The sequence below is a fragment of the Streptomyces sp. NC-S4 genome (genome assembly GCF_054353315.1).
This window is the reverse complement of the sequence record NZ_CM135937.1, coordinates 897,947-915,315: the sequence shown is the minus strand read 5'-3', so window position 1 is coordinate 915,315 and position 17,369 is coordinate 897,947. Positions and strand designations below refer to the sequence as shown.

Here is a 17,369-nt window from a genome sequence, read left to right as displayed (position 1 = left end):
CACCATCGGCGGATGCGACCCCGGCCCGGGAGGACCCCATGAGCACCCCGTACGCGTCCGCCGCCCCCTACTACGCCCGCTACCGGCCGCCGTACCCGGCGGAGCTCTACGCGCTCCTCGTCGACCGGTTCGCGCTCGACGGCTCCCAGACCGTACTGGACCTCGGCGCCGGACCGGGCACGATGAGCCTGCCGCTGGCTCCGCTGGCCGAGCACGTCTACGCCGTCGACCCGGAGCCGGCCATGCTCGCCGAGGGGTGCGCACTCGCCGAGGAGCGCGGCCACCGGAACATCTCCTGGCTGCGCGGTGACGCCGCCGGCATCGGCCGGCTGTGCCTGCCCCGGACCGACCTGTGCGTCATCGGCGGGGCGTTCCACCGGATGGACCGGACGCGGGTGCCGGCGGACCTGGACGCCGTGCTCGCACCGCGCGGCGGGATCGCCGTCGTCACCACCGTGGCGGCGCCCTGGCCGGCCGTCGTCGACGAGGTGCGCGAGCGCTTCCTGGGACCCGGCCACGGCCCGGCGGACAGGGAGGACGTACGGGACGCGGAGGACCATCTCGCGAAGTCGGTGTTCTCCCGCGTCGCGACCACCACGTGGGAACGGTCCGCGCGCTGCACGGTGGATCAGGTGATCGGCCTGCAGTTCTCGCGCGCCCGCTCCAGCCCGGCCCTGTTCGGCGACCGGAAGGACGCCTTCGAGTCCGAGCTGCGCCGCGCCCTGCTGGACCACTGTCCCGACGGCACCTGCACCCGGACCGTCACCGTCGCGCTCACCGTCGCGACCAGGCCGCGGCGGTGACCGCGGGCGCGCCTGATCCAGGTCGATCAGCCGCTACGGCGTCGGCCGGTCCCGCGCGGCGCTACTCCGGTACGGCGGCGAGCGCGGTGAGCAGCTCCCGCTCGCGGGCGGTGCTCAGACCGGCCCTGCGGGGGCGCTCCAGCCCCTCGGCGCGCTCCCACCGCAGCAGGTCCGCCAGCATCTGCGCCCGCGGGCGGTCGCGCAGTCCGGCCGCGTGCGCCGCGGCTCCGCTGCGGGCGCAGAATCCGGCCCACTTGGGATCGGGCATCCACATGGCCATCGACTCCGGGCCCATGAACGGCACGACGCCCTGGTCGAGGAGCCACTGCGGCTCCGCCTGCGCCATGGGCCCGGTGTACCCGGCCGCTCGTGCCGACAGGCCGATCCAGTCGTCGAAGGGGACGACGGGACCGACGGCGTCGAAGGTCCCGGTGGTCCCCTCCTGGGCCAGGTCCAGCAGCCAGCCCGCCAGATCGCGCACGTCGATCGCCTGGGTCGATACCCCGGACGACCGGGGGAGGAGCACGGGCTGGTCCACCTCACGGGCGAAGCGCGCCGCCCAGTACCCCGACCGTCCGCTCGCGTCGCCCGGGCCACCGATCAGCCCGGCCCGGGCGATGACGAGCCGGTCTCCCACCGCCGCGCGCGAAGCCTCCTCGCAGGCGACCTTGGCCTCGCCGTACTCCTCCCGCCCCACCTGGTCGCCCTCGGCGGGCGGCAGCAGCGCGGCCGACTCGTCGGCGCCGACCGTGCTGTGGTCGGCGTAGGCGCTGATGGAGGAGACGTAGGTCCAGTGCCGGGTCCGCCCCGCGAGGGCCGCGAGCGCACCGCGGACGAAGGCCGGCTGCCAGGACACCTCGATCACGGCGTCCCAGTCGCGGTCGAGGAGTTCCGCGTAGGCGGACTCCTCGTTCCGGTCCGCCGCCACCAGGTGCGCGCCGGGCGCGACGGCGCCGCTCTCGCCGCGCGCCAGGCAGGTCACCGAGTGCCCCCGCGCCAGCGCCTGCCGCGTGATCTCACGTCCCAGCCATGCGGTCCCGCCCAGTACAAGAAGATCCATCGGGCCAGCTCAGCACATGGCGAGCACCGCCGCGACCTCGGTTCGCGCTCGGCGAAGGCGGGCGGGTGCGGACGCGCACGGATCCGGCCATGACCGTCCGGGCCCCGTTGACCCTGTGCGGGGGCCGTGGAAATCTCGACGCCCGGTCCTGGGAGGGGACTTCCGGCAACGCGGGAGGGGCGGACATGGGGATACGTTCACTCAGGCTTTCGGCGGTCGCGCTGATCGCGGCGGGAGCCCTGCTGGGGGTGGGCGCCGCAGGGCCCGCACAGGCGGCCGGGGCCGTCGGCGGCCACCCGGTGACCGCGGTCGCCCCGAGCGACCCGACCCCGGAGGAACAGGAGCGGCTGCGGGAGATCGCCGGCTCCATCTGGACCCCGCAGCTGGCCGCGGGCTGGAACATGAACGCCGAGGTGGCGGACGTCCTGTCCGAGGTGACCGGCGGCATCCTCAAGTGCTCCGAGGCCTTCGCCCTGGTACCCAGGCCCCCGGGCTTCGTGCCGGGCCTCGGCTACCTGCGCCAGTACTGGAAGCAGATCAGGGACTACTTCCTGGTGGTCAGGGAAAACCGCACCTACCGCGCGTGCGTGGTGTCCGCGGCCGCCCACTACCGGTCGATCATCGAAATGGCCTCGGCCGGAGTCTGACGCGGCGACCGCGGACGCGGGACCGGCCGGTGTCAGGACCCGGACAGGTTGAGGAAGTAGCCCTGGGCGGAGTCCCCGCGCAGGGAGCGCGCCGCCTCGGCGACGTGCTGTGCCTGGGCCGCGGAGAGGCGCCGTGCCTCCCACAGCAGGGCTGCGGCGTCCTCCGCCACCGGGGCCGCGGGCGGAGGCACCTCGGGCAGATCGACGCCCGTCAGCACGGCCAGTTCACCGGCGTCGATCCCCAGCACGGCCGCGGAATCCGTCACCAGGCGGGGCGTCAACTCCGTCCGACCGGAGCCGATCAGGCCGTACGTGGGGGCCGAGAGGTACGTGGGCGTCACCACCGCCAGGAGCCTGGCCATGCCCATCCGGTCCAGATTGCGGTACTGGAGCATGCGGATGATCCGGCCGCCCGGACCGGCAAGGGAGGAGATCGGCTTCGCGGCGAAGACGGAAGACCGTTCCTCCTGCGGCAGTGAGCGGACGAGCTCCAGGAGTTCACGCCGATCCGGAGCGGGAAGGTGCACCGCCTCCATCACGATGTACGGCGCCCACCGCTCGGCGTCGGCGTCAAGCGGCGCCAAGTCGTCCGGGACACTCAGCCCCGCCAGGATGAACAGATCGACCGCGTGGAAGCCGAGGACAGGCGCGATCCGCCGGAGCAGCGCCTCGCCGGGGACTTCCCCCGCGAGCACCGCCCGGACCTCGTCCGGCATCGATCCCGAGAGATCGGCCAGATCCTCCGCGCGCAGGGCCCTGCGGTCCAGCAACCACGCCAGCATCACACCGAAACCGGGGTGCTCCGTCACTCCCGCAGCTGCCTCGTTCATGCGGGGTTCGCCCATTCCTCGCGGAGCATCCCGAAGAGCACGCTGTCGTAGCGCTCGCCTTCCATCAGCACGGCCGACCGGCGGCGGCCCTCCTCCCGGAAGCCCAGCCCGGCGAAGGCCCGCACGGCCCGCTCGTTGCCGCTCCAGGTGTCCAGTTCCAGGCGGCTGAGGCCGTACGCGCCGAACAGGTGGGCGATGAGCAGCCGCAGCGCGTCACGGCCGTGGCCGCGACCCCAGAACTCCCGTTCGCCGATGGTGATGCCCAGCGTGGCCACTCCGGCGTACGGGTCCAGGTCCCGGTAGTCGGCCATGCCTATCACCCTCCCGGACGCCAGGTCCTCGACCGTGAACACGGCCGACTCCCTCGGGCTCAGGCGCAGCATGGAGTCGAAGGCGAGCCCGACCGCCTCCGCCGTGACCGGGCCGAAGCACGGATCACCGGCCGCGGCCCAGCGCACCACCTCCGGGTCGTTGCGCCACCGGAGATGGTGCTCGGCGTCCTCGGCGCGCAGCGCGCGCAGCCTCACCGACTTTCCTTCGAACATCACGTATCCCTCATCGAGTCACCAACGGTTCGAGCCCGGCTGTCCCTGCGCAGGCCGGGCGCCGTCACAGGTCCCGCCGCATGCAGATGCGGGGCCACCGGTCCAGGCCGTGTGCCGCCTCCCGCTCACGGATCTCCCGCAGGCCGGGAGTGAGCTCCGTGTCCGCCAGCGGCCGGAAGCCGCAGCGCGCGTAGTACGGGGCGTTCCACGGGACCGCGGTGAACGTGGTGAGGGTCAGGGCGGGCGCGCCCTCGCGCCCGGCGAATTCCGCCAGGTGTTCCAGCAGGCCCCGGCCGAGCCCGCGGCGCGCGCGGTCCGGATGGACGGACACCTGCTCGACGTGCAGATTGCCCTCGACGCGTGCGGCGATCAGGTAGCCGCCCGGGATATCGGCCCCGTCGACCGACACCCAGGCCAGCCCGGCCCGTTGGTAGGTGGCGAGCTCGTCGAGTGCCGGCGGCTCGTCGTCGGCGATCTCCGGCATGCCGATGTCCCGGAAGCAGCGACCGGCGGCCCTCTCGATGTCCTGGAGGAGGGGCAGCTCGTGCAACCGTGCTGTGCGGATGACCATGGCCGCATTCTCGCGGGCGGCCCGCCCGAGGGCATCCGATTATCGGACCTCCGGCCGCTCCCCGCTCGTCGGGGCCGGGCGCTGTGCTCCGTCCGAGTTCACTTGGATGCCCGTTCGGGCGCAGCACGGAGGGCGTGATCATCATTTTGGCGCCACATCGCTTTGATACGGCTATGCCACGAATGCGACGGAGACAACCGGCCAAGGCGTGGGGCGCCGTGGCTGCGGTGACGGGGGCCATGCTGGTCGTCGCCGCAGCGCCGGGCCGGGCGCCCGATGCGGATCCCGCGGAGGGGACCCTCGCGGGCCCGCAGCGCGAGGCCGCGGTCACCCTGCTGGTCGGGAGAGTGCTGGACGAGGGGGGTGGATCCGGCGACGGGCCCTGTGCCGTGCGCATGTTCCGCCCCGGGCTGTGCAGCGGCTGGCAGGAGCAGCGGGTACGGGCCACCGCGCGCGGGGTGGGATCCATGGTGAAGGAGCCCTCCCTCGGCGGTACGGCGAGGGCCGCCCGCACCGCCCGGACCGCCCGGACCGAGGAGCTGCCCACCGACTCCGGCGGCCCGCTCCAGATCGCCCTCGCGGACCAGGGCCGCCTCACGGACGTGACCGTGCGCGACGGGCACGGCCGCCATCTCGCCGGCGAGCTCGCCCCGCACAGCGAGCGCTGGCTCAACAGCGAGCCGCTGCGGGCCGGCGAGACCTACACCGTGCAGGTCGGCGCCCTGGACGCGGACGGGACCGCGGTCGGCGTGACCATGGCCTTCCGGACCGCGCCGCCCTCGGACGGGGGCAGGCTGACGGTCGAGTTCGGGCCGGAGCCCGGTACGTACGGCGCGGGGGAGATCGTGACGGCGAGCCTCAGCCGCCCGGTGCCCGCCGACGACCTCCCGGCCCGCGCCCGGCTGGAGCGGGCACTGCAGGTGACCTCGGAACCCCACGTCGAGGGCGCCTGGCACTGGGTCGACGAATCGACCCTGCACTTCCGGCCGCGCACGTACTGGCCCGCCCACACCGTCGTCCGCGTCCGCAGCGGTCTCGACGGGGTCGAGGTCGGGGACGAGGACTACGGCGGCCCCTCCGAGGCGGTGCAGTTCACCATCGCGGACCGGATCGAGGCCGTCACCGACTCCGCCACCCACCGGATGACCGTACGCCGCAACGGACGGGTCATCCGGACGATCCCGGTCACCACCGGCAAGGAGGGCTTCCGGACCCGCAGCGGCATCAAGGTCGTGCTGCGCAAGGAGCCCAAGGTCCGGATGCGCGGTGACACGGTCGGGATCAAGCCGGGCACCAGCGAGTTCTACGACCTGCCCGTCTCCTACGCGACCCGGGTGACCTGGAGCGGCGAGTACATCCACGCCGCGCCCTGGTCGGTCGAGGCGCAGGGCGAGGAGAACGTGAGCCACGGCTGCACGGGCATGAGCACCGAGGACGCCGCCTGGTTCTTCGAGACCGTCAGGGAAGGGGACATCGTGGAGGTGGTCAACAGCGGCGGCGCGAAGATGGCCCCCTTCGACAACGGCTTCGGCGACTGGAACGTGGACTGGCGGACCTGGCTGGCGGGCAGCGCCCTGGCCGCCGTCGACGGGAGTCCGGAGGATTCACCGGCCGCCCCCGTCGCGTCCAGGCTGCACCCGACCACCTGAGCGCGCCCCGCAGGCCCCGCCCGGCCCTTCGACCGGACTACGATCACCACATGATCAAAGGAGTGATGTTCGACTTCTCCGGCACACTGCTGCGCGTCGAGCCGACCGAGGAGTGGCTCGCCGCCGCCCTCGCGGAGACCGGCATCCGGCTGACCGAGGAGGAGTTCGGCGCGACGGCGCGGCGGCTGACCGAATACGGCGCACTGCCCGGCGGGCTGTCGCCCCAGCACATGCCGGCGCACCTCGAAACCGCGTGGGACCAGCGGGACATCAGCCCCGAGCAGCACCGGGCCGCCTACGGCGGCCTGATCCGCGCCGCGGGGATCACCGACCCGGAACTGGCGCAGGCCCTCTACGACCGCCACATGACCCCCGCCGCCTGGCGGCCCTACCCGGACACCGGGCCCACCCTGCGCGCACTGCGCCGCCGGGGGCTCCCGGTGGCCGTGGTCAGCAACATCGGATGGGACCTGCGCCCGGTCTTCCGCACGCACGGGCTCGACGAGCTGGTCGACGCCTACGTGCTCTCCTTCGAGCTGGGCGCCCAGAAACCCGATCCGGTGATCTTCCGGACGGCCTGCGACCGGCTGGGCCTGGCTCCCGCCGAGGTGCTGATGGTCGGCGACAGCCGCGAGGCGGACGGCGGCGCGCTGGCACTCGGCTGCCCGGTGCACTTCGTCGACCACCTCCCGGTCGACCAGCGGCCCGGCGGACTGACCCCGCTCCTGGACCTGCTCGGGCCTGCGTAGTCCTGTTCGGGCCCGCGTGGTCCCGTCGGCCGCTGCCCTCGACACAGTGGCGGCGGCCGACACGCCGCAGGGCGCGACTGTGGCGGCCGCGCACATGGGATCGTCCCGGCGCTGTCCCGGATGATTCCGGGCATGACAAGCGGATACCCTCCCGTGCCCCACGCAGCAGCCGCCACAGCGGGCATCGACCTGGCGGGCCGCACCGCCATGGTGACCGGCGCCGGCGGCGGTATCGGGCGGGCCTGCGCCGCGGCGCTCGCCGCGGCCGGGGCCCACGTACACGTGGTGGACATCGACGCCGCCACGGCGAAGGCCGTCGCCGAGCGGATCGGCGGGCGGGCGCACGTCGTGGACCTGGCCCGGGCCGATTCCGTCGAGGAACTGCCGGCCGAGATCGACATCCTGGTCAACAACGCCGGACTGCAGCACGTCGCCCCGCTGACCGAGTTCCCGCCGGACCGCTTCGCGCTCATGCAGCGGGTGATGGTGCAGGCGCCGTTCCTGCTGATCCGCCGGACCATGCCGTACATGCGCGCACACGGCTGGGGCCGCATCGTCAACATCTCCAGCGCGCACGGGCGGCGCGCCAGCGCGTTCAAGGCCGGCTACGTGACCGCGAAGCACGCCCTGGAAGGGCTGAGCAAGGTCGCGGCCGTCGAAGGGGCCGCGCACGGCGTCACCAGCAACTGCGTGAACCCCGGCTACGTCCGCACACCACTGGTCGAGCGGCAGATCGAGGCCCAGGCCGCCGCCCACGGCATCGACGCAGGTCGGGTGGTGTCCGAGGTACTGCTGAGCCGCTCCGCGGTCAAGCGGCTGGTCGAGCCGGAGGAGGTCGCCGCTGCCGTCCTGTGGCTCTGCGGCCCGCACACCGGCTACGTCACCGGTGCCTCGATCCCCCTGGACGGCGGCTGGGCCGCCACCTGACCCCAGGGACGGCCGTCAGGAGCCGGGTCGGGCGTCCCTGACGCGGTCCCACCGGGAGCGGGTGGCTCCGAAGCCGCTCTCGTGCACCCAGACGTGGGTGCACGACGGGCACTGGAGGTGGAGCATGCTGCCGGTGTTGGTGAGCAGGTAGCGCCAATGGGCGGAGCAGGTACGCCGCTGCTCGCAGGGTTCGCAGCCGCGCGCGTCCGCACACTTCGGGCAGGCCACCCAGGCACGGCGCCCGGGGTCGGCCTGCGGGTCAAGCGGCAGCACGGCCGTCTCCGCGCGGGGGCAGCACACCGGCCGCCACGAGGTCGTCGTAGAGGCGCTGCTGCTGCGCGTCGAGCCCGGAATAGAGCAGGTCGTACGCGGCCTCCTCGCCGAGGAGCACCTCCACCGGATCCCAGTCCCGGCCGAGTGCCGCCATCACCTGGGCGCGCCGGAGCACCTCCTGCGAGGTGAGGTCGACGGAGAAGCCGACCAGCTCGGACGCGTCGGAGGCGCCGGGACTGCCGGAGGCGTCGGAGGGAGGGGTGCGGTCGTGGGGGGCCATGACACCGAAGTTAGGTAGCCCTTCCTTGTCCGGTCAAGGGAGGGTGGGCGGAGTCACAGTCCGCCGGCCAGGGGGTGCGCGAGCCCGTGCGCGCCGCGCCGGACGGGGCAGTGCGCCCGGAGCGAGAGGTGACAAATGTAATGGCCTGTCAAGGTGCTTCTCCTTCTGGAGGTTGATGACCGGTTCGTCCTGGCGAAGGAGGTCGCGGTGGGGGTCCGAGGCGAAGAATTGAGGTGACCAAGATCGCCGGCCCCCACCGGGCCACCGCCGAGGAGCCGCCGTGCCCCACACCCGTGCCGCCGACCGATCCGCACCGCGACTGCGTCGCGCCGCCTCGGCCACCGCCGTCGCCATAGCCCTGCTGGCGGGCCTCGCGCCGGCCGCGAGCGCCGCCGTCCGGGAAGCGCCGAGCGCCTACGGCCAGGACGCCGGCCGGCGCCTCGACCGGACCCAGCTGCAGGCCGGGCTGAACGCGATCCGGGATGCGGGCGTGTACGGCGTCTACTCCGGGGTCCGCGACGGCCGCGAGCGCTTCGACGGCGCCGCCGGCCTCGCCGACGTCGCCACCGGACGCAAGGTCCGCCCCGACCTCCGGCACCGCGTCGGCAGCGTCACCAAGACCTTCACCGCCGTGGCCGTCCTCCAGCAGTCCGCGAAGGGCCGGGTGGACCTCGACCGGCCGGTCGGCGACTACGTGCCCGAGCTGCTGCCCGGCGAGCGCGGCCGCACGGTGACCGTACGCATGCTCCTCAACCACACCAGCGGAATCCAGGACTACATCGGTGGTGCCTTCCCCTCCCTCCTGAAGGGGACCACCGAGAGCCTGGACGAGCAGCGGTACCGCACGATCGGGCCCGCAACGCTGATCGGCTACGGCGTGGCCCTGCCGCAGCAGTTCGAACCGGGCACCGACTGGGCCTACTCCAACACCAACTACGTCCTGCTCGGCGAGGTGCTCCGCAAGGTGACCGGCCAGGACCCGGAGCAGGTGATCACGCGGGACGTGATCCGGCGCGTGGGGCTGCGCGACACCTACTTCCCCGGCACCGACCCGCGCATCCGCGGCGCCCACGCCCGCATGTACGAGAGCTTCTACGGGCTCATCGACCCGCCGCGCGACTACAGCGACTACAACATGACCTGGGCCGGCACCGCCGGTGCCCTCGTCTCCACCCCGCAGGACCTCAACACCTTCTACCGCGCCCTGCTGGGCGGCGACCTCCTGCCGCGCCGCCAGCTGGACCAGATGCGCACCACCGTCGACGTCAAGGACAAGGCGGGCGCCGTGGTCATGCGCTACGGCCTCGGCATCTACACCATGGACACGCCGTGCGGCCCGGCCTGGGGCCACGACGGGGGAGTCTGGGGCGCCGGCACCTGGGCCCTGTCCAGCCCGGACGGCAGCCGTCAGTTCGCCATCGGGTACAACCTGATGAAGTACCAGCGCGTCAACGCGGCCGGAGACGCCTTCGACCCGCACCCGGCCGACGCCGCCATGGTGGACTACCGCGACCGGTCCCTCTGCGGCACCGCCGCGCCGCACACCCCGGACCCGGCCGCGAAGAACCGCTCCGCCGATGTCCCGTCGGCCCAGGCCCCGTCGGCCCCGTCGGCCCAGTCCCCGGCCGCTCCGCGCGTACTGCCGCCGAGCACGGCGGCGCTCCCGGGACCGCTGTGGGGCGCCGTCCGCTGACCTGGCACAGCCGCGGAGCCGGCCGGGTCCTTACGGATCCGTGACGTGCGGCCCGGAACGCGCCGTGCCGGGCCGCACGCGGCTTAGCGTCGGGGCATGCGCGTACTTGTGACTGGAAGCGCGGGCTTCATCGGCTCGCACATCGTCGCCGAGCTGATCGGCCGCGGCCACGAGCCGGTGGCCTTCGACCTGGCGGAGGACGGGCGGGACGTACGGGACCCGGATGCCGTGGCGCGGGCGCTGGCCGGCGTGGACGCGGTCTGTCACCAGGCGGCCAAGGTGGGGCTCGGGAAGGAGTTCGGGGACGCCCCCGGCTACGTGTCGGCCAACGACCTGGGCACCGCGGTACTGCTGGCCGAGATGGCGCGGGCGCGCGTACCGCGGCTGCTGCTCGCCGGGTCGATGGTCGTCTACGGCGAGGGGCGCTACGCGTGCCCCGCCCACGGCACGGTCCGGCCCGGCCCGCGCGCGGAGGGCGATCTGCGGGCCGGGCGGTTCGAGCCGCCCTGCCCGTCCTGCGGCGCCGACCTGGTGCCGGGGCTGGTCACGGAGGACGCCCCGACGGACCCCCGGAACGTCTACGCCACGACCAAGCTCGCCCAGGAACACCTCGCGTCCTCCTGGGCCAGGGCCACCGGCGGGCACGTCGTCTCGCTGCGCTACCACAACGTCTACGGGCCGGGGATGCCCCGCGACACCCCGTACGCGGGCGTGGCCGCGCTCTTCACGTCCTCGCTCGCGCGGGGCGAGGCGCCGCGCGTCTTCGAGGACGGCGGACAGCGCCGGGACTTCGTCCACGTGCGGGACGTGGCCGCGGCCAACGCCGTGGCGCTGGAGGCCCTGGCCGAGGGGGACGCGGGCGCCGGGCCCGCGGGCCTGACCGCGTACAACGTCGGCAGCGGCGACCCGCGGACCGTCGGCGACATGGCCGGGGCGCTGGCCGCCGCGTGCGGTGGCCCGGCTCCGGTCGTCACCGGCGAGTACCGGCTCGGCGACGTGCGGCACATCACCGCCGACTCGGCGCGCCTGCGCCACGAACTGGGCTGGCGCCCGGCCGTGCCGTTCGCCGCGGGCATGGCCGAACTGGCCACCTGTCCGGCAGGGCCGGGACGCAGCCCGTCACCGGGAGCACCGAACCCCGGTCAATCCACATCGTGCTGACCGGCCGTCCGCTCCGCACTGCCGCGCCGATCGCAGGGCCGATGAGGTAGACCTCGCCGCCTGGGGCCGACACACCGATCCCGGGGCTAGCACATCGGTACGGTTGGCCACATTCTGTAATCGTCGGCTACGTTCAGCTACGAAAACAGGAGGAGTGGTATGGCGAAGCAGAACGGGGAGATCGCCGTCGACCGGATCCTTTCCGTCGAGGAAGGGATCGAGATCAAGCAGCGCATCGCCGCGCAGAGATCGCTCAAGCAATGGAGGTGGATGGGCAACTACGGCGACCCCGCCCAGGCCGCCGCCGTCGCGAACATCGACCCGCCGTGCATGGCCGGGGAGGTGATGTTCACCATCAACGGCAACCTGACCCCGGCCTGGATGTTCTACTGACCTCGCCGACGGCCTAGCCGGCCGGGGCCGGGAGGGTCAGTTCGAAGCGGCAGCCGCCGGAGACGTTGTGGACGTCCGCGTGGCCCGCGTGGGCCTCGACGATGCCCCGGACGATCGCGAGGCCCAGGCCCGCGCCCGACGGCGGGGTCCGGGCCGGGGTGCCGCGCCAGCCCGTGTCGAAGACGCGCGGGAGGTCCTCCTCGGGGATGCCTCCGCAGGCGTCGGTGACCGAGAGCACCACTGAGTCCGCGCGGCGTTCGGCCGCGATCGCGACGGTTCCGTCGGCCGGGGTGTGGCGGATGGCGTTGACCAGGAGATTGGACAGCACCCGGGTCATCTCCTTGCCGTCCACCTCCACCGGGAGCGAGGCGACCCCCTCGCCGACCAGCCGTACGCCGTGCTCGCGCGCGAGCGCGTCGGTGCCGGCCAGGGCGTCGCCCACCAGGTCGTGGAGGGACATCCGGGTCAGGGTGAGGGACAGCGCGCCCGCGTGGATGCGGGAGAGCTCGAAGAGGTCGCCGACCATGGAGTTGAGGCGGTCGACCTCGGTCCGGATCTGCCGGTGGTAGCGGGCGGGATCGGCCGCCATACCGTCCTCCAGCGCCTCCGACATGGCGCGCAGCCCGGCCAGCGGGGTGCGCAGATCGTGCGAGATCCAGGCCACGAGCTCGCGCCGCGAGGCCTCCAGGGCCCGCTCGCGCTCGCGGGAGGCGGCCAGCCGTTCGCTGGTGAGGGCCAGCTCGCGGCTCAGCGCCGCGAATTCGGCGGGCGCGGGCACGGCCGGCGCCACGAACGTGCCCTCCTGGCCGAAGACCCGGGCCGCGCCGACGAGTTCCCGGCAGCGGCGGACGACCTGACGGCCCAGCAGCAGCGCGGTGGCCATCGAGACGGCCGCGGCCGTCGCGACGACCGTGGTCACGACCGCGAGGTCGTGGGAGGACAGGAACATCGCCCAGGCCACGGTCAGCGTTCCGGCGAGCATCGCGGTCACCGCGACCGCGGCGACGATCGTGAGGGAGACGGCGACGCTGCGCCGGCGCAGTATCCGCAGCGCCACGGCCCCGAGCAGCCCGGCGGCGCCCGCGCCGAGGAGCGCGTACAGGGCGATCAGCAGGAAGTCACGCATGGCCGTCCTCCGTCCGGAAGGCGGACCCGGCCCCGGAGACGGGGCCCGGCTCGAAGCGGTAACCGGCGCCCCAGACCGTCCGGATCAGCTGCGGGTTCCCCGGATCGTCCTCGATCTTGCCGCGGAGCCGCCGGACGTGCACGGTGACCGTCGACAGGTCGCCGAAGTCCCAGCCCCAGACCTCGCGCATCAGCCGCTCCCGGTCGCAGACCTGGCCGGGGTGGCGCAGGAAGAAGGCGAGGAGGTCGAACTCCCGCAGGGTGAGCGCGAGCTCCCGGCCCTCCTTGTGGACCCGGCGGGCGGCCGGGTCCAGTACCAGGCCGGCCACCGCGAGCCGCGGACCGCCCCCGGGACCCTCCTGCGGGGCACCGGCCGGGGCGGCGGCCCGCGCCCGGCGCAGTACGGAGCGCACCCGCAGCACGAGTTCCCGCGGGCTGAAGGGCTTGGTCACGTAGTCGTCCGCGCCCACCTCCAGGCCCAGGATCCGGTCGTCCTCGTCGCCGCGCGCCGTGAGCATGATGACGGGGACGGGCCGGCCGCCGGTCTCCCCGGCGCGCAGCCGACGGCAGACCTCCAGGCCGTCCATCCCGGGGAGCATCAGGTCGAGGACCATCAGGTCGGGTCGGTGCTCCTCGGCGGCGCGCAGTCCGGCCGGGCCGTCCGCCGCCAGGCGCACCGCGAATCCGGCCCGCTCCAGGTACCCGGCCACGACCTCCGAGACGGTCGGATCGTCGTCGACGACCAGCACACTGCCCTCGGCGCCGGCCCGGGGGTCCGGCTGGGGTTCGGGCCGGGCGGCGGTCCCGGCGCCGCCCCGGGCGTCCCGGGCGGTCCCCTCGGCCCCGGGTCCTTCGTTCGTACTCTGCGTATTGCTCACTGCCATGCCCCCAGGCTGTCACCCGCGCGGCCCCCCGTGCGGCGCGGACCCCCTCCCGCGGAACGGCGTCCGAGTTTCGTAAGGTCTGCGGCCCCCTTTTCCCCGCTTCCGATTCCTACGGTGTGGAGGGTGACTTCATCAGCTTGTGCTCCGCCCCGCGCGGACCTCGTACTGCCGTGCCTCGACGAGGCGCAGGCGCTGCCCTGGGTGCTGGCGCGCGTGCCGGCCGGGTGGCGCGCCATCGTCGTCGACAACGGTTCGACCGACGGCTCGGCGGAGATCGCCCGGAGCCTGGGCGCCACCGTCGTGCACGAGAGGCGGCGCGGTTTCGGCGCCGCCTGCCACGCCGGACTCCTCGCGGCCCGCGCCGACCTGGTCTGCTTCTGCGACTGCGACGCCTCCATGGACCCAGGCCTGCTCGCCGCCATGGCCGCGGGCGTCGCCGCGGGCGAGGCCGACCTGCTGCTCGGCCGCCGCCGACCGCAGGGGCGCGGCGCCTGGCCCGTGCACGCCCGCGCCGGGAACCTCGCGCTGGCGCGGATGCTGCGCCGCCGTACCGGACTGCGACTGCACGACCTCGGACCGATGCGGGTCGCGCGCCGCGAGGCGCTGCTCGGCCTGGAACTGACCGACCGGCGCAGCGGCTACCCGCTCCAGATGGTCGTACGGGCCGCCGACGCCGGCTGGCGCATCGCCGAGACCGACGTCCCGTACCTGCCCCGCTCCGGGAAGTCCAAGGTCACCGGCACCTGGCGGGGCACCTGGCAGGCGGTTCGGGACATGCGCGAGGTGCTCGCCGAGCCCCCGGGCATCCGGTCCGCACCCACCGAGGGGGCTTCCGCATGAGCACCCTCCTCGTGATCGCCAAGTCGCCCGTCGCGGGCCGGGTCAAGACCCGCCTCACCCCGCACTTCACCCCCGAGCAGGCCGCCGGGCTGGCGCGCGCCGCGCTCCAGGACACCCTGGCCGCCGTACTCGACACCCCGGCCCGGCGGCGCGTACTCGTACTCGACGGAGCCCCCGGGCCCTGGCTGCCCCACGGCATCGAGGTCGTGCCGCAGTGCCCCGGCGGGCTCGACGCCCGCCTGGCCGCGGCCTTCGCCGGGGCCGCCGGACCGGCCCTGCTGATCGGCATGGACACCCCGCAGGTCACCCCGGACCTCCTCGCCCGAGGCCTCGACTTCGGCGAGGCGGACGCCTGGTTCGGCCCCGCCGACGACGGCGGGTTCTGGGCACTCGGCCTGGCCGAGCCCGACCCGGCGCTGCTCCTCGGCGTCCCGATGTCCCTGCCGACCACGGGCGCGCTGCAGCGCGCCCGGCTGACCGCCTCCGGGCGCGCCGTACGGGACCTGCCGGAGCTCTGCGACGTGGACACCCCGGCCGACGCGGCGCGGGTCGCCGCCGCCGTGCCCGGTACCCGCTTCGCCGCCCTGCACTCCGGCCTCCGCACGGTGACACGATGACCGCCCAGCTCGCCGAACCCGCCCTCGCCTGGCGGGCCGACCCGTACGCCGACGCGCTGCGCGCCGGCCAGGGCCCCCTCTACCTGCGGCGCTCGGACGGCTGGCTGCTGCCGCTGGACGTGGAGCGGTGGTGCGCCGAACCGGACGAGGCGGACGAGGGCGTGCTCGCCCGCTGTACGGGGCCGGTCCTGGACATCGGCTGCGGCCCCGGGCGCCTCGTCGCCACCCTGGCCGCACGCGGACACCGGGCGCTCGGTGTGGACGTCACCCCCGAGGCCGTGGCCCGTACGACGCGGGCCGGCGGCAGCGCACTGTGCCGGTCGGTCTTCGATCCGCTGCCCGGCGAGGGCCGGTGGGGCACGGTCCTGCTCATCGACGGCAACATCGGCATCGGCGGGGACCCGGCCGCCCTGCTCCGCCGGGCCGCCCGACTCGCCGCACCGGACGGCTCCTTGCTGGTCGAGGTGACCACCGCCGACGTGGACGAACGCGTGGAGGTCCACGTCGACGACGGCCGCGGCGGCCACGGGGCGCCCTTCTGGTGGGCCCGGCTCGGCGCCCGCGCCCTGCGCGCCGAAGCCGCTGACGCCGGCTGGACCCGGTCCACCGCCTGGCAGGCCGCGGGCCGCAGCTTCGTGGACCTGCGGCGCTGACAGGGCGAAGCGAAGGGGGAGTCGATGCCGGCGCGGCATCGACTCCCCCCAAGTGTCAGGACCGCGGGGCCGTGCCGCGTCGTCGCCGCGCCCGCGCCCACGCGCGCGTTCCCGCGTACGCGGCCATGAGCACGCCGATCGCGCCCATCGCCAGCAGCCAGTTCCGCGGATAGTCCAACGGCAGCACCGACGCGTTGGCCACGCCGCCGGGGCGCAGCAGCGGCGGCAGGGCGATCACCGTCAGGGATCCGGCGACGACCAGCGCGGCGCGCGGGACCCCGCGCAGGCGCAGGCCCGCCGCCGTGCAGAGCGCCCCGACCGCGATGACCAGCGGGGCGATCAACCCGTCGTGCACGAGGACCCCGCCCGCGAGCCACAGGGCGATCCGCCACGGCTCGGGTTCCCGCACCAGCAGGAAGCCGCCGAAGGCCATGACGGCCAGGCCGAGGCCGCCGACCGCGTACCGCAAGCCCATCACGCCACCTCCAGCCGGCCGACCCATTTGGTCTGGAGCACGCCCGGCCGGTTCGGGGCGATGATCCGCGCCGGGTAGCCGTGGTCCAGGGACAGCACCTCGCCGTTCAGGCGCAGCGCCAGCAGGGTGAGCGGGTCCTGCGCGTACAGGCGGCCCATCTCCATCACCCGGTACGCGCCCGCCACTTCCAGCGACACCACCCGGCAGCGCGCGTCCGGGCCCCCGCCGGCCCGCTCCAGCAGGTCCCGTACCCGGACCCCCGTCCACCGGGCGGACTTGCTCCAGCCCTCCACACAGGCGATGGGCAGGGTCACCTCGTGCTGCGGGAGCGCGCGCAGCTCCGCCAGGGTGAGGACGGTCGGCCGCGGTCCGGCCAGGGTCAGCCGCCAGTCGGCCAGCGAAGCCCCGGTCACGCGCGCCGCAGCGGCCGTACGGTTCACCGGCAGCCCCTGCGGGCCGTGGGCAGGGCTGCGCGGAGCGAACAGGTCCAGCGGACCGAGCGCGGTGACGGACTGTCCGACCGTGGTCAGCGTGACCGCGCCGACCCCCGCCGCGACGGCCGCCAGCAGCTGCCGCCGGTCCGGCCCGTCGGCCTCGGGAAGCGCCAGGGTGCCGGGGGAGCGACGGGTGAAGTGGTCGCGGATCCGCGGCCATTGGACCGCGACGTGCAGCAGCAGCGCGCCGAGCAGGAGCCAGGCGACGGCGTAGTGCACGGGCACGAACGAGAACGGCCAGGGGTACCACTGGAAGGTGTTCAGCAGCCCGGTGAACAGCTGGAAGACCGCGGCGGCGACGAGCACGGCCACCGAGAGGCGTTCCAGCGCGTGCCGCACGGACCGCAGCGGCGGCCACGCGAACAGCCGCGGGTAGACCGTCCACAACTTGGCCAGCAGCAGCGGGATCGCGGCGATGCCCGAGGCCACGTGCAGGCCCTGGGTGAGCCGGTAGCCCCAGTACGGGCGGCTCGGCAGCAGGTCGGCGAGCCGGGACGGCGGGTGCTGGAGGAAATGGCTGAGCACACCGGTGGCGAAACAGACGACGACGGCGAGCCCGAGCAGGCGGCCGATCACCGTCGCGGTACGGGCGTCGTGCAGCCGCGCCGTGAAGGTGATCGGCGGGCCTTGGGGCGGAGTGAAGGGCATGAGCCCATGACACCCCGCCGACGGCTCCGAGAGCGGGCGGAACACCTTACGG

General features: G+C 74.3%; 21 protein-coding genes. 11 read left to right on the top strand and 10 right to left on the bottom strand.

The annotated features are described in order from the left end of the window. Nucleotides 1–38 precede the first annotated feature (38 nt). The gene (locus ACXNSR_RS03685; RefSeq protein ID WP_458640696.1) at nucleotides 39–803 is read left to right on the top strand and encodes a class I SAM-dependent methyltransferase; all 765 of its coding nucleotides are present in this window, start codon (nucleotides 39–41) and stop codon (nucleotides 801–803) included. 61 nt (nucleotides 804–864) lie between these two features. Here the strand turns inward: ACXNSR_RS03685 and ACXNSR_RS03680 are convergent, their stop codons facing one another. Beyond that, nucleotides 865–1,863 (bottom strand): NAD-dependent epimerase/dehydratase family protein, encoded by a 999-nt coding sequence (locus tag ACXNSR_RS03680; protein WP_458640695.1) that lies wholly within the window; start codon nucleotides 1,861–1,863, stop codon nucleotides 865–867. Between the two features lie 185 nt (nucleotides 1,864–2,048). On the opposite strand from ACXNSR_RS03680, the gene ACXNSR_RS03675 reads away from it, so the two are divergent. Then, a complete protein-coding gene (locus ACXNSR_RS03675; RefSeq protein WP_458640694.1) occupies nucleotides 2,049–2,510 on the top strand; it encodes a hypothetical protein in 462 nt (153 codons plus the stop codon). Nucleotides 2,511–2,542: 32 nt separating this feature from the next. On the opposite strand, the gene ACXNSR_RS03670 is transcribed toward ACXNSR_RS03675, so the two are convergent. From ACXNSR_RS03670 to ACXNSR_RS03660, 3 genes are all read right to left on the bottom strand, one after another. Further along, nucleotides 2,543–3,340, bottom strand: a complete 798-nt coding sequence (locus ACXNSR_RS03670) for a hypothetical protein (RefSeq protein WP_458640693.1) — start codon at nucleotides 3,338–3,340, stop codon at nucleotides 2,543–2,545. Next, nucleotides 3,337–3,885 (bottom strand): GNAT family N-acetyltransferase, encoded by a 549-nt coding sequence (locus tag ACXNSR_RS03665; protein ID WP_458640692.1) that lies wholly within the window; start codon nucleotides 3,883–3,885, stop codon nucleotides 3,337–3,339. Before ACXNSR_RS03665 ends, ACXNSR_RS03670 begins: the two co-directional genes overlap by 4 nt. A 64-nt stretch (nucleotides 3,886–3,949) precedes the next feature. Continuing rightward, on the bottom strand, nucleotides 3,950–4,456 hold the full coding sequence (locus tag ACXNSR_RS03660) for a GNAT family N-acetyltransferase (protein WP_458640691.1): 507 nt from the start codon (nucleotides 4,454–4,456) through the stop codon (nucleotides 3,950–3,952). Nucleotides 4,457–4,674: 218 nt separating this feature from the next. On the opposite strand from ACXNSR_RS03660, the gene ACXNSR_RS03655 reads away from it, so the two are divergent. The 3 genes from ACXNSR_RS03655 to ACXNSR_RS03645 all read left to right on the top strand — a co-directional run bounded on the left by ACXNSR_RS03655 (nucleotide 4,675) and on the right by ACXNSR_RS03645 (nucleotide 7,781). Further along, nucleotides 4,675–6,105: a L,D-transpeptidase gene (locus tag ACXNSR_RS03655; protein ID WP_458640690.1), complete on the top strand. Its 1,431-nt coding sequence runs from the start codon at nucleotides 4,675–4,677 to the stop codon at nucleotides 6,103–6,105. Nucleotides 6,106–6,155: 50 nt separating this feature from the next. Next, nucleotides 6,156–6,854, top strand: coding sequence for an HAD family hydrolase (locus ACXNSR_RS03650; RefSeq protein ID WP_458640689.1), 699 nt, complete (start codon nucleotides 6,156–6,158; stop codon nucleotides 6,852–6,854). A 132-nt stretch (nucleotides 6,855–6,986) separates the two neighbouring features. Further along, entirely contained in the window at nucleotides 6,987–7,781 is a 795-nt protein-coding gene (locus ACXNSR_RS03645) for a 3-hydroxybutyrate dehydrogenase (RefSeq protein WP_458640688.1), read from the top strand. A 15-nt stretch (nucleotides 7,782–7,796) separates the two neighbouring features. On the opposite strand, the gene ACXNSR_RS03640 is transcribed toward ACXNSR_RS03645, so the two are convergent. Both ACXNSR_RS03640 and ACXNSR_RS03635 read right to left on the bottom strand, forming a co-directional pair. Further along, nucleotides 7,797–8,054 (bottom strand): hypothetical protein, encoded by a 258-nt coding sequence (locus tag ACXNSR_RS03640; RefSeq protein WP_458640687.1) that lies wholly within the window; start codon nucleotides 8,052–8,054, stop codon nucleotides 7,797–7,799. Further along, nucleotides 8,041–8,334 carry a DUF6400 family protein gene (locus ACXNSR_RS03635; protein ID WP_458640686.1) on the bottom strand — a complete coding sequence of 98 codons (294 nt, stop codon included), beginning with the start codon at nucleotides 8,332–8,334 and terminating at the stop codon, nucleotides 8,041–8,043. The genes ACXNSR_RS03640 and ACXNSR_RS03635 overlap by 14 nt, the downstream gene beginning before the upstream one ends. Before the next feature lie 280 nt (nucleotides 8,335–8,614). On the opposite strand from ACXNSR_RS03635, the gene ACXNSR_RS03630 reads away from it, so the two are divergent. The 3 genes from ACXNSR_RS03630 (at nucleotide 8,615) to ACXNSR_RS03620 (ending at nucleotide 11,581) form a co-directional block, all read left to right on the top strand. Next, nucleotides 8,615–10,027, top strand: coding sequence for a serine hydrolase domain-containing protein (locus ACXNSR_RS03630; protein ID WP_458640685.1), 1,413 nt, complete (start codon nucleotides 8,615–8,617; stop codon nucleotides 10,025–10,027). Nucleotides 10,028–10,123: 96 nt separating this feature from the next. Continuing rightward, nucleotides 10,124–11,188 carry an NAD-dependent epimerase/dehydratase family protein gene (locus ACXNSR_RS03625; protein ID WP_458640684.1) on the top strand — a complete coding sequence of 355 codons (1,065 nt, stop codon included), beginning with the start codon at nucleotides 10,124–10,126 and terminating at the stop codon, nucleotides 11,186–11,188. A 159-nt stretch (nucleotides 11,189–11,347) separates the two neighbouring features. Next, complete coding sequence (locus tag ACXNSR_RS03620) at nucleotides 11,348–11,581, top strand: hypothetical protein (RefSeq protein WP_458640683.1); 234 nt, start codon at nucleotides 11,348–11,350, stop codon at nucleotides 11,579–11,581. A gap of 13 nt (nucleotides 11,582–11,594) precedes the next feature. On the opposite strand, the gene ACXNSR_RS03615 is transcribed toward ACXNSR_RS03620, so the two are convergent. Both ACXNSR_RS03615 and ACXNSR_RS03610 read right to left on the bottom strand, forming a co-directional pair. Continuing rightward, nucleotides 11,595–12,707 carry a sensor histidine kinase gene (locus tag ACXNSR_RS03615; RefSeq protein WP_458640682.1) on the bottom strand — a complete coding sequence of 371 codons (1,113 nt, stop codon included), beginning with the start codon at nucleotides 12,705–12,707 and terminating at the stop codon, nucleotides 11,595–11,597. Beyond that, the gene (locus tag ACXNSR_RS03610) at nucleotides 12,700–13,590 is read right to left on the bottom strand and encodes a response regulator transcription factor (protein WP_458640681.1); all 891 of its coding nucleotides are present in this window, start codon (nucleotides 13,588–13,590) and stop codon (nucleotides 12,700–12,702) included. Before ACXNSR_RS03610 ends, ACXNSR_RS03615 begins: the two co-directional genes overlap by 8 nt. Nucleotides 13,591–13,713: 123 nt before the next feature. Here ACXNSR_RS03610 and ACXNSR_RS03605 point away from each other — a divergent pair, with 123 nt between their 5' ends. From ACXNSR_RS03605 to ACXNSR_RS03595, 3 genes are read left to right on the top strand one after another with little or no spacing between them, the layout of a single operon-like run. Next, a complete protein-coding gene (locus ACXNSR_RS03605) occupies nucleotides 13,714–14,430 on the top strand; it encodes a glycosyltransferase family 2 protein (RefSeq protein WP_458640680.1) in 717 nt (238 codons plus the stop codon). Continuing rightward, nucleotides 14,427–15,047: a TIGR04282 family arsenosugar biosynthesis glycosyltransferase gene (locus tag ACXNSR_RS03600; RefSeq protein ID WP_458640679.1), complete on the top strand. Its 621-nt coding sequence runs from the start codon at nucleotides 14,427–14,429 to the stop codon at nucleotides 15,045–15,047. The genes ACXNSR_RS03605 and ACXNSR_RS03600 overlap by 4 nt, the downstream gene beginning before the upstream one ends. Then, complete coding sequence (locus tag ACXNSR_RS03595; protein WP_458640678.1) at nucleotides 15,044–15,700, top strand: class I SAM-dependent methyltransferase; 657 nt, start codon at nucleotides 15,044–15,046, stop codon at nucleotides 15,698–15,700. The genes ACXNSR_RS03600 and ACXNSR_RS03595 overlap by 4 nt, the downstream gene beginning before the upstream one ends. Nucleotides 15,701–15,755: 55 nt before the next feature. Here ACXNSR_RS03595 and ACXNSR_RS03590 read toward each other — a convergent pair whose 3' ends face one another. Then, nucleotides 15,756–16,175: a hypothetical protein gene (locus tag ACXNSR_RS03590; RefSeq protein WP_458640677.1), complete on the bottom strand. Its 420-nt coding sequence runs from the start codon at nucleotides 16,173–16,175 to the stop codon at nucleotides 15,756–15,758. After that, the gene (locus ACXNSR_RS03585; RefSeq protein WP_458640676.1) at nucleotides 16,175–17,317 is read right to left on the bottom strand and encodes a molybdopterin-dependent oxidoreductase; all 1,143 of its coding nucleotides are present in this window, start codon (nucleotides 17,315–17,317) and stop codon (nucleotides 16,175–16,177) included. Before ACXNSR_RS03585 ends, ACXNSR_RS03590 begins: the two co-directional genes overlap by 1 nt. Nucleotides 17,318–17,369: the final 52 nt, after the last annotated feature.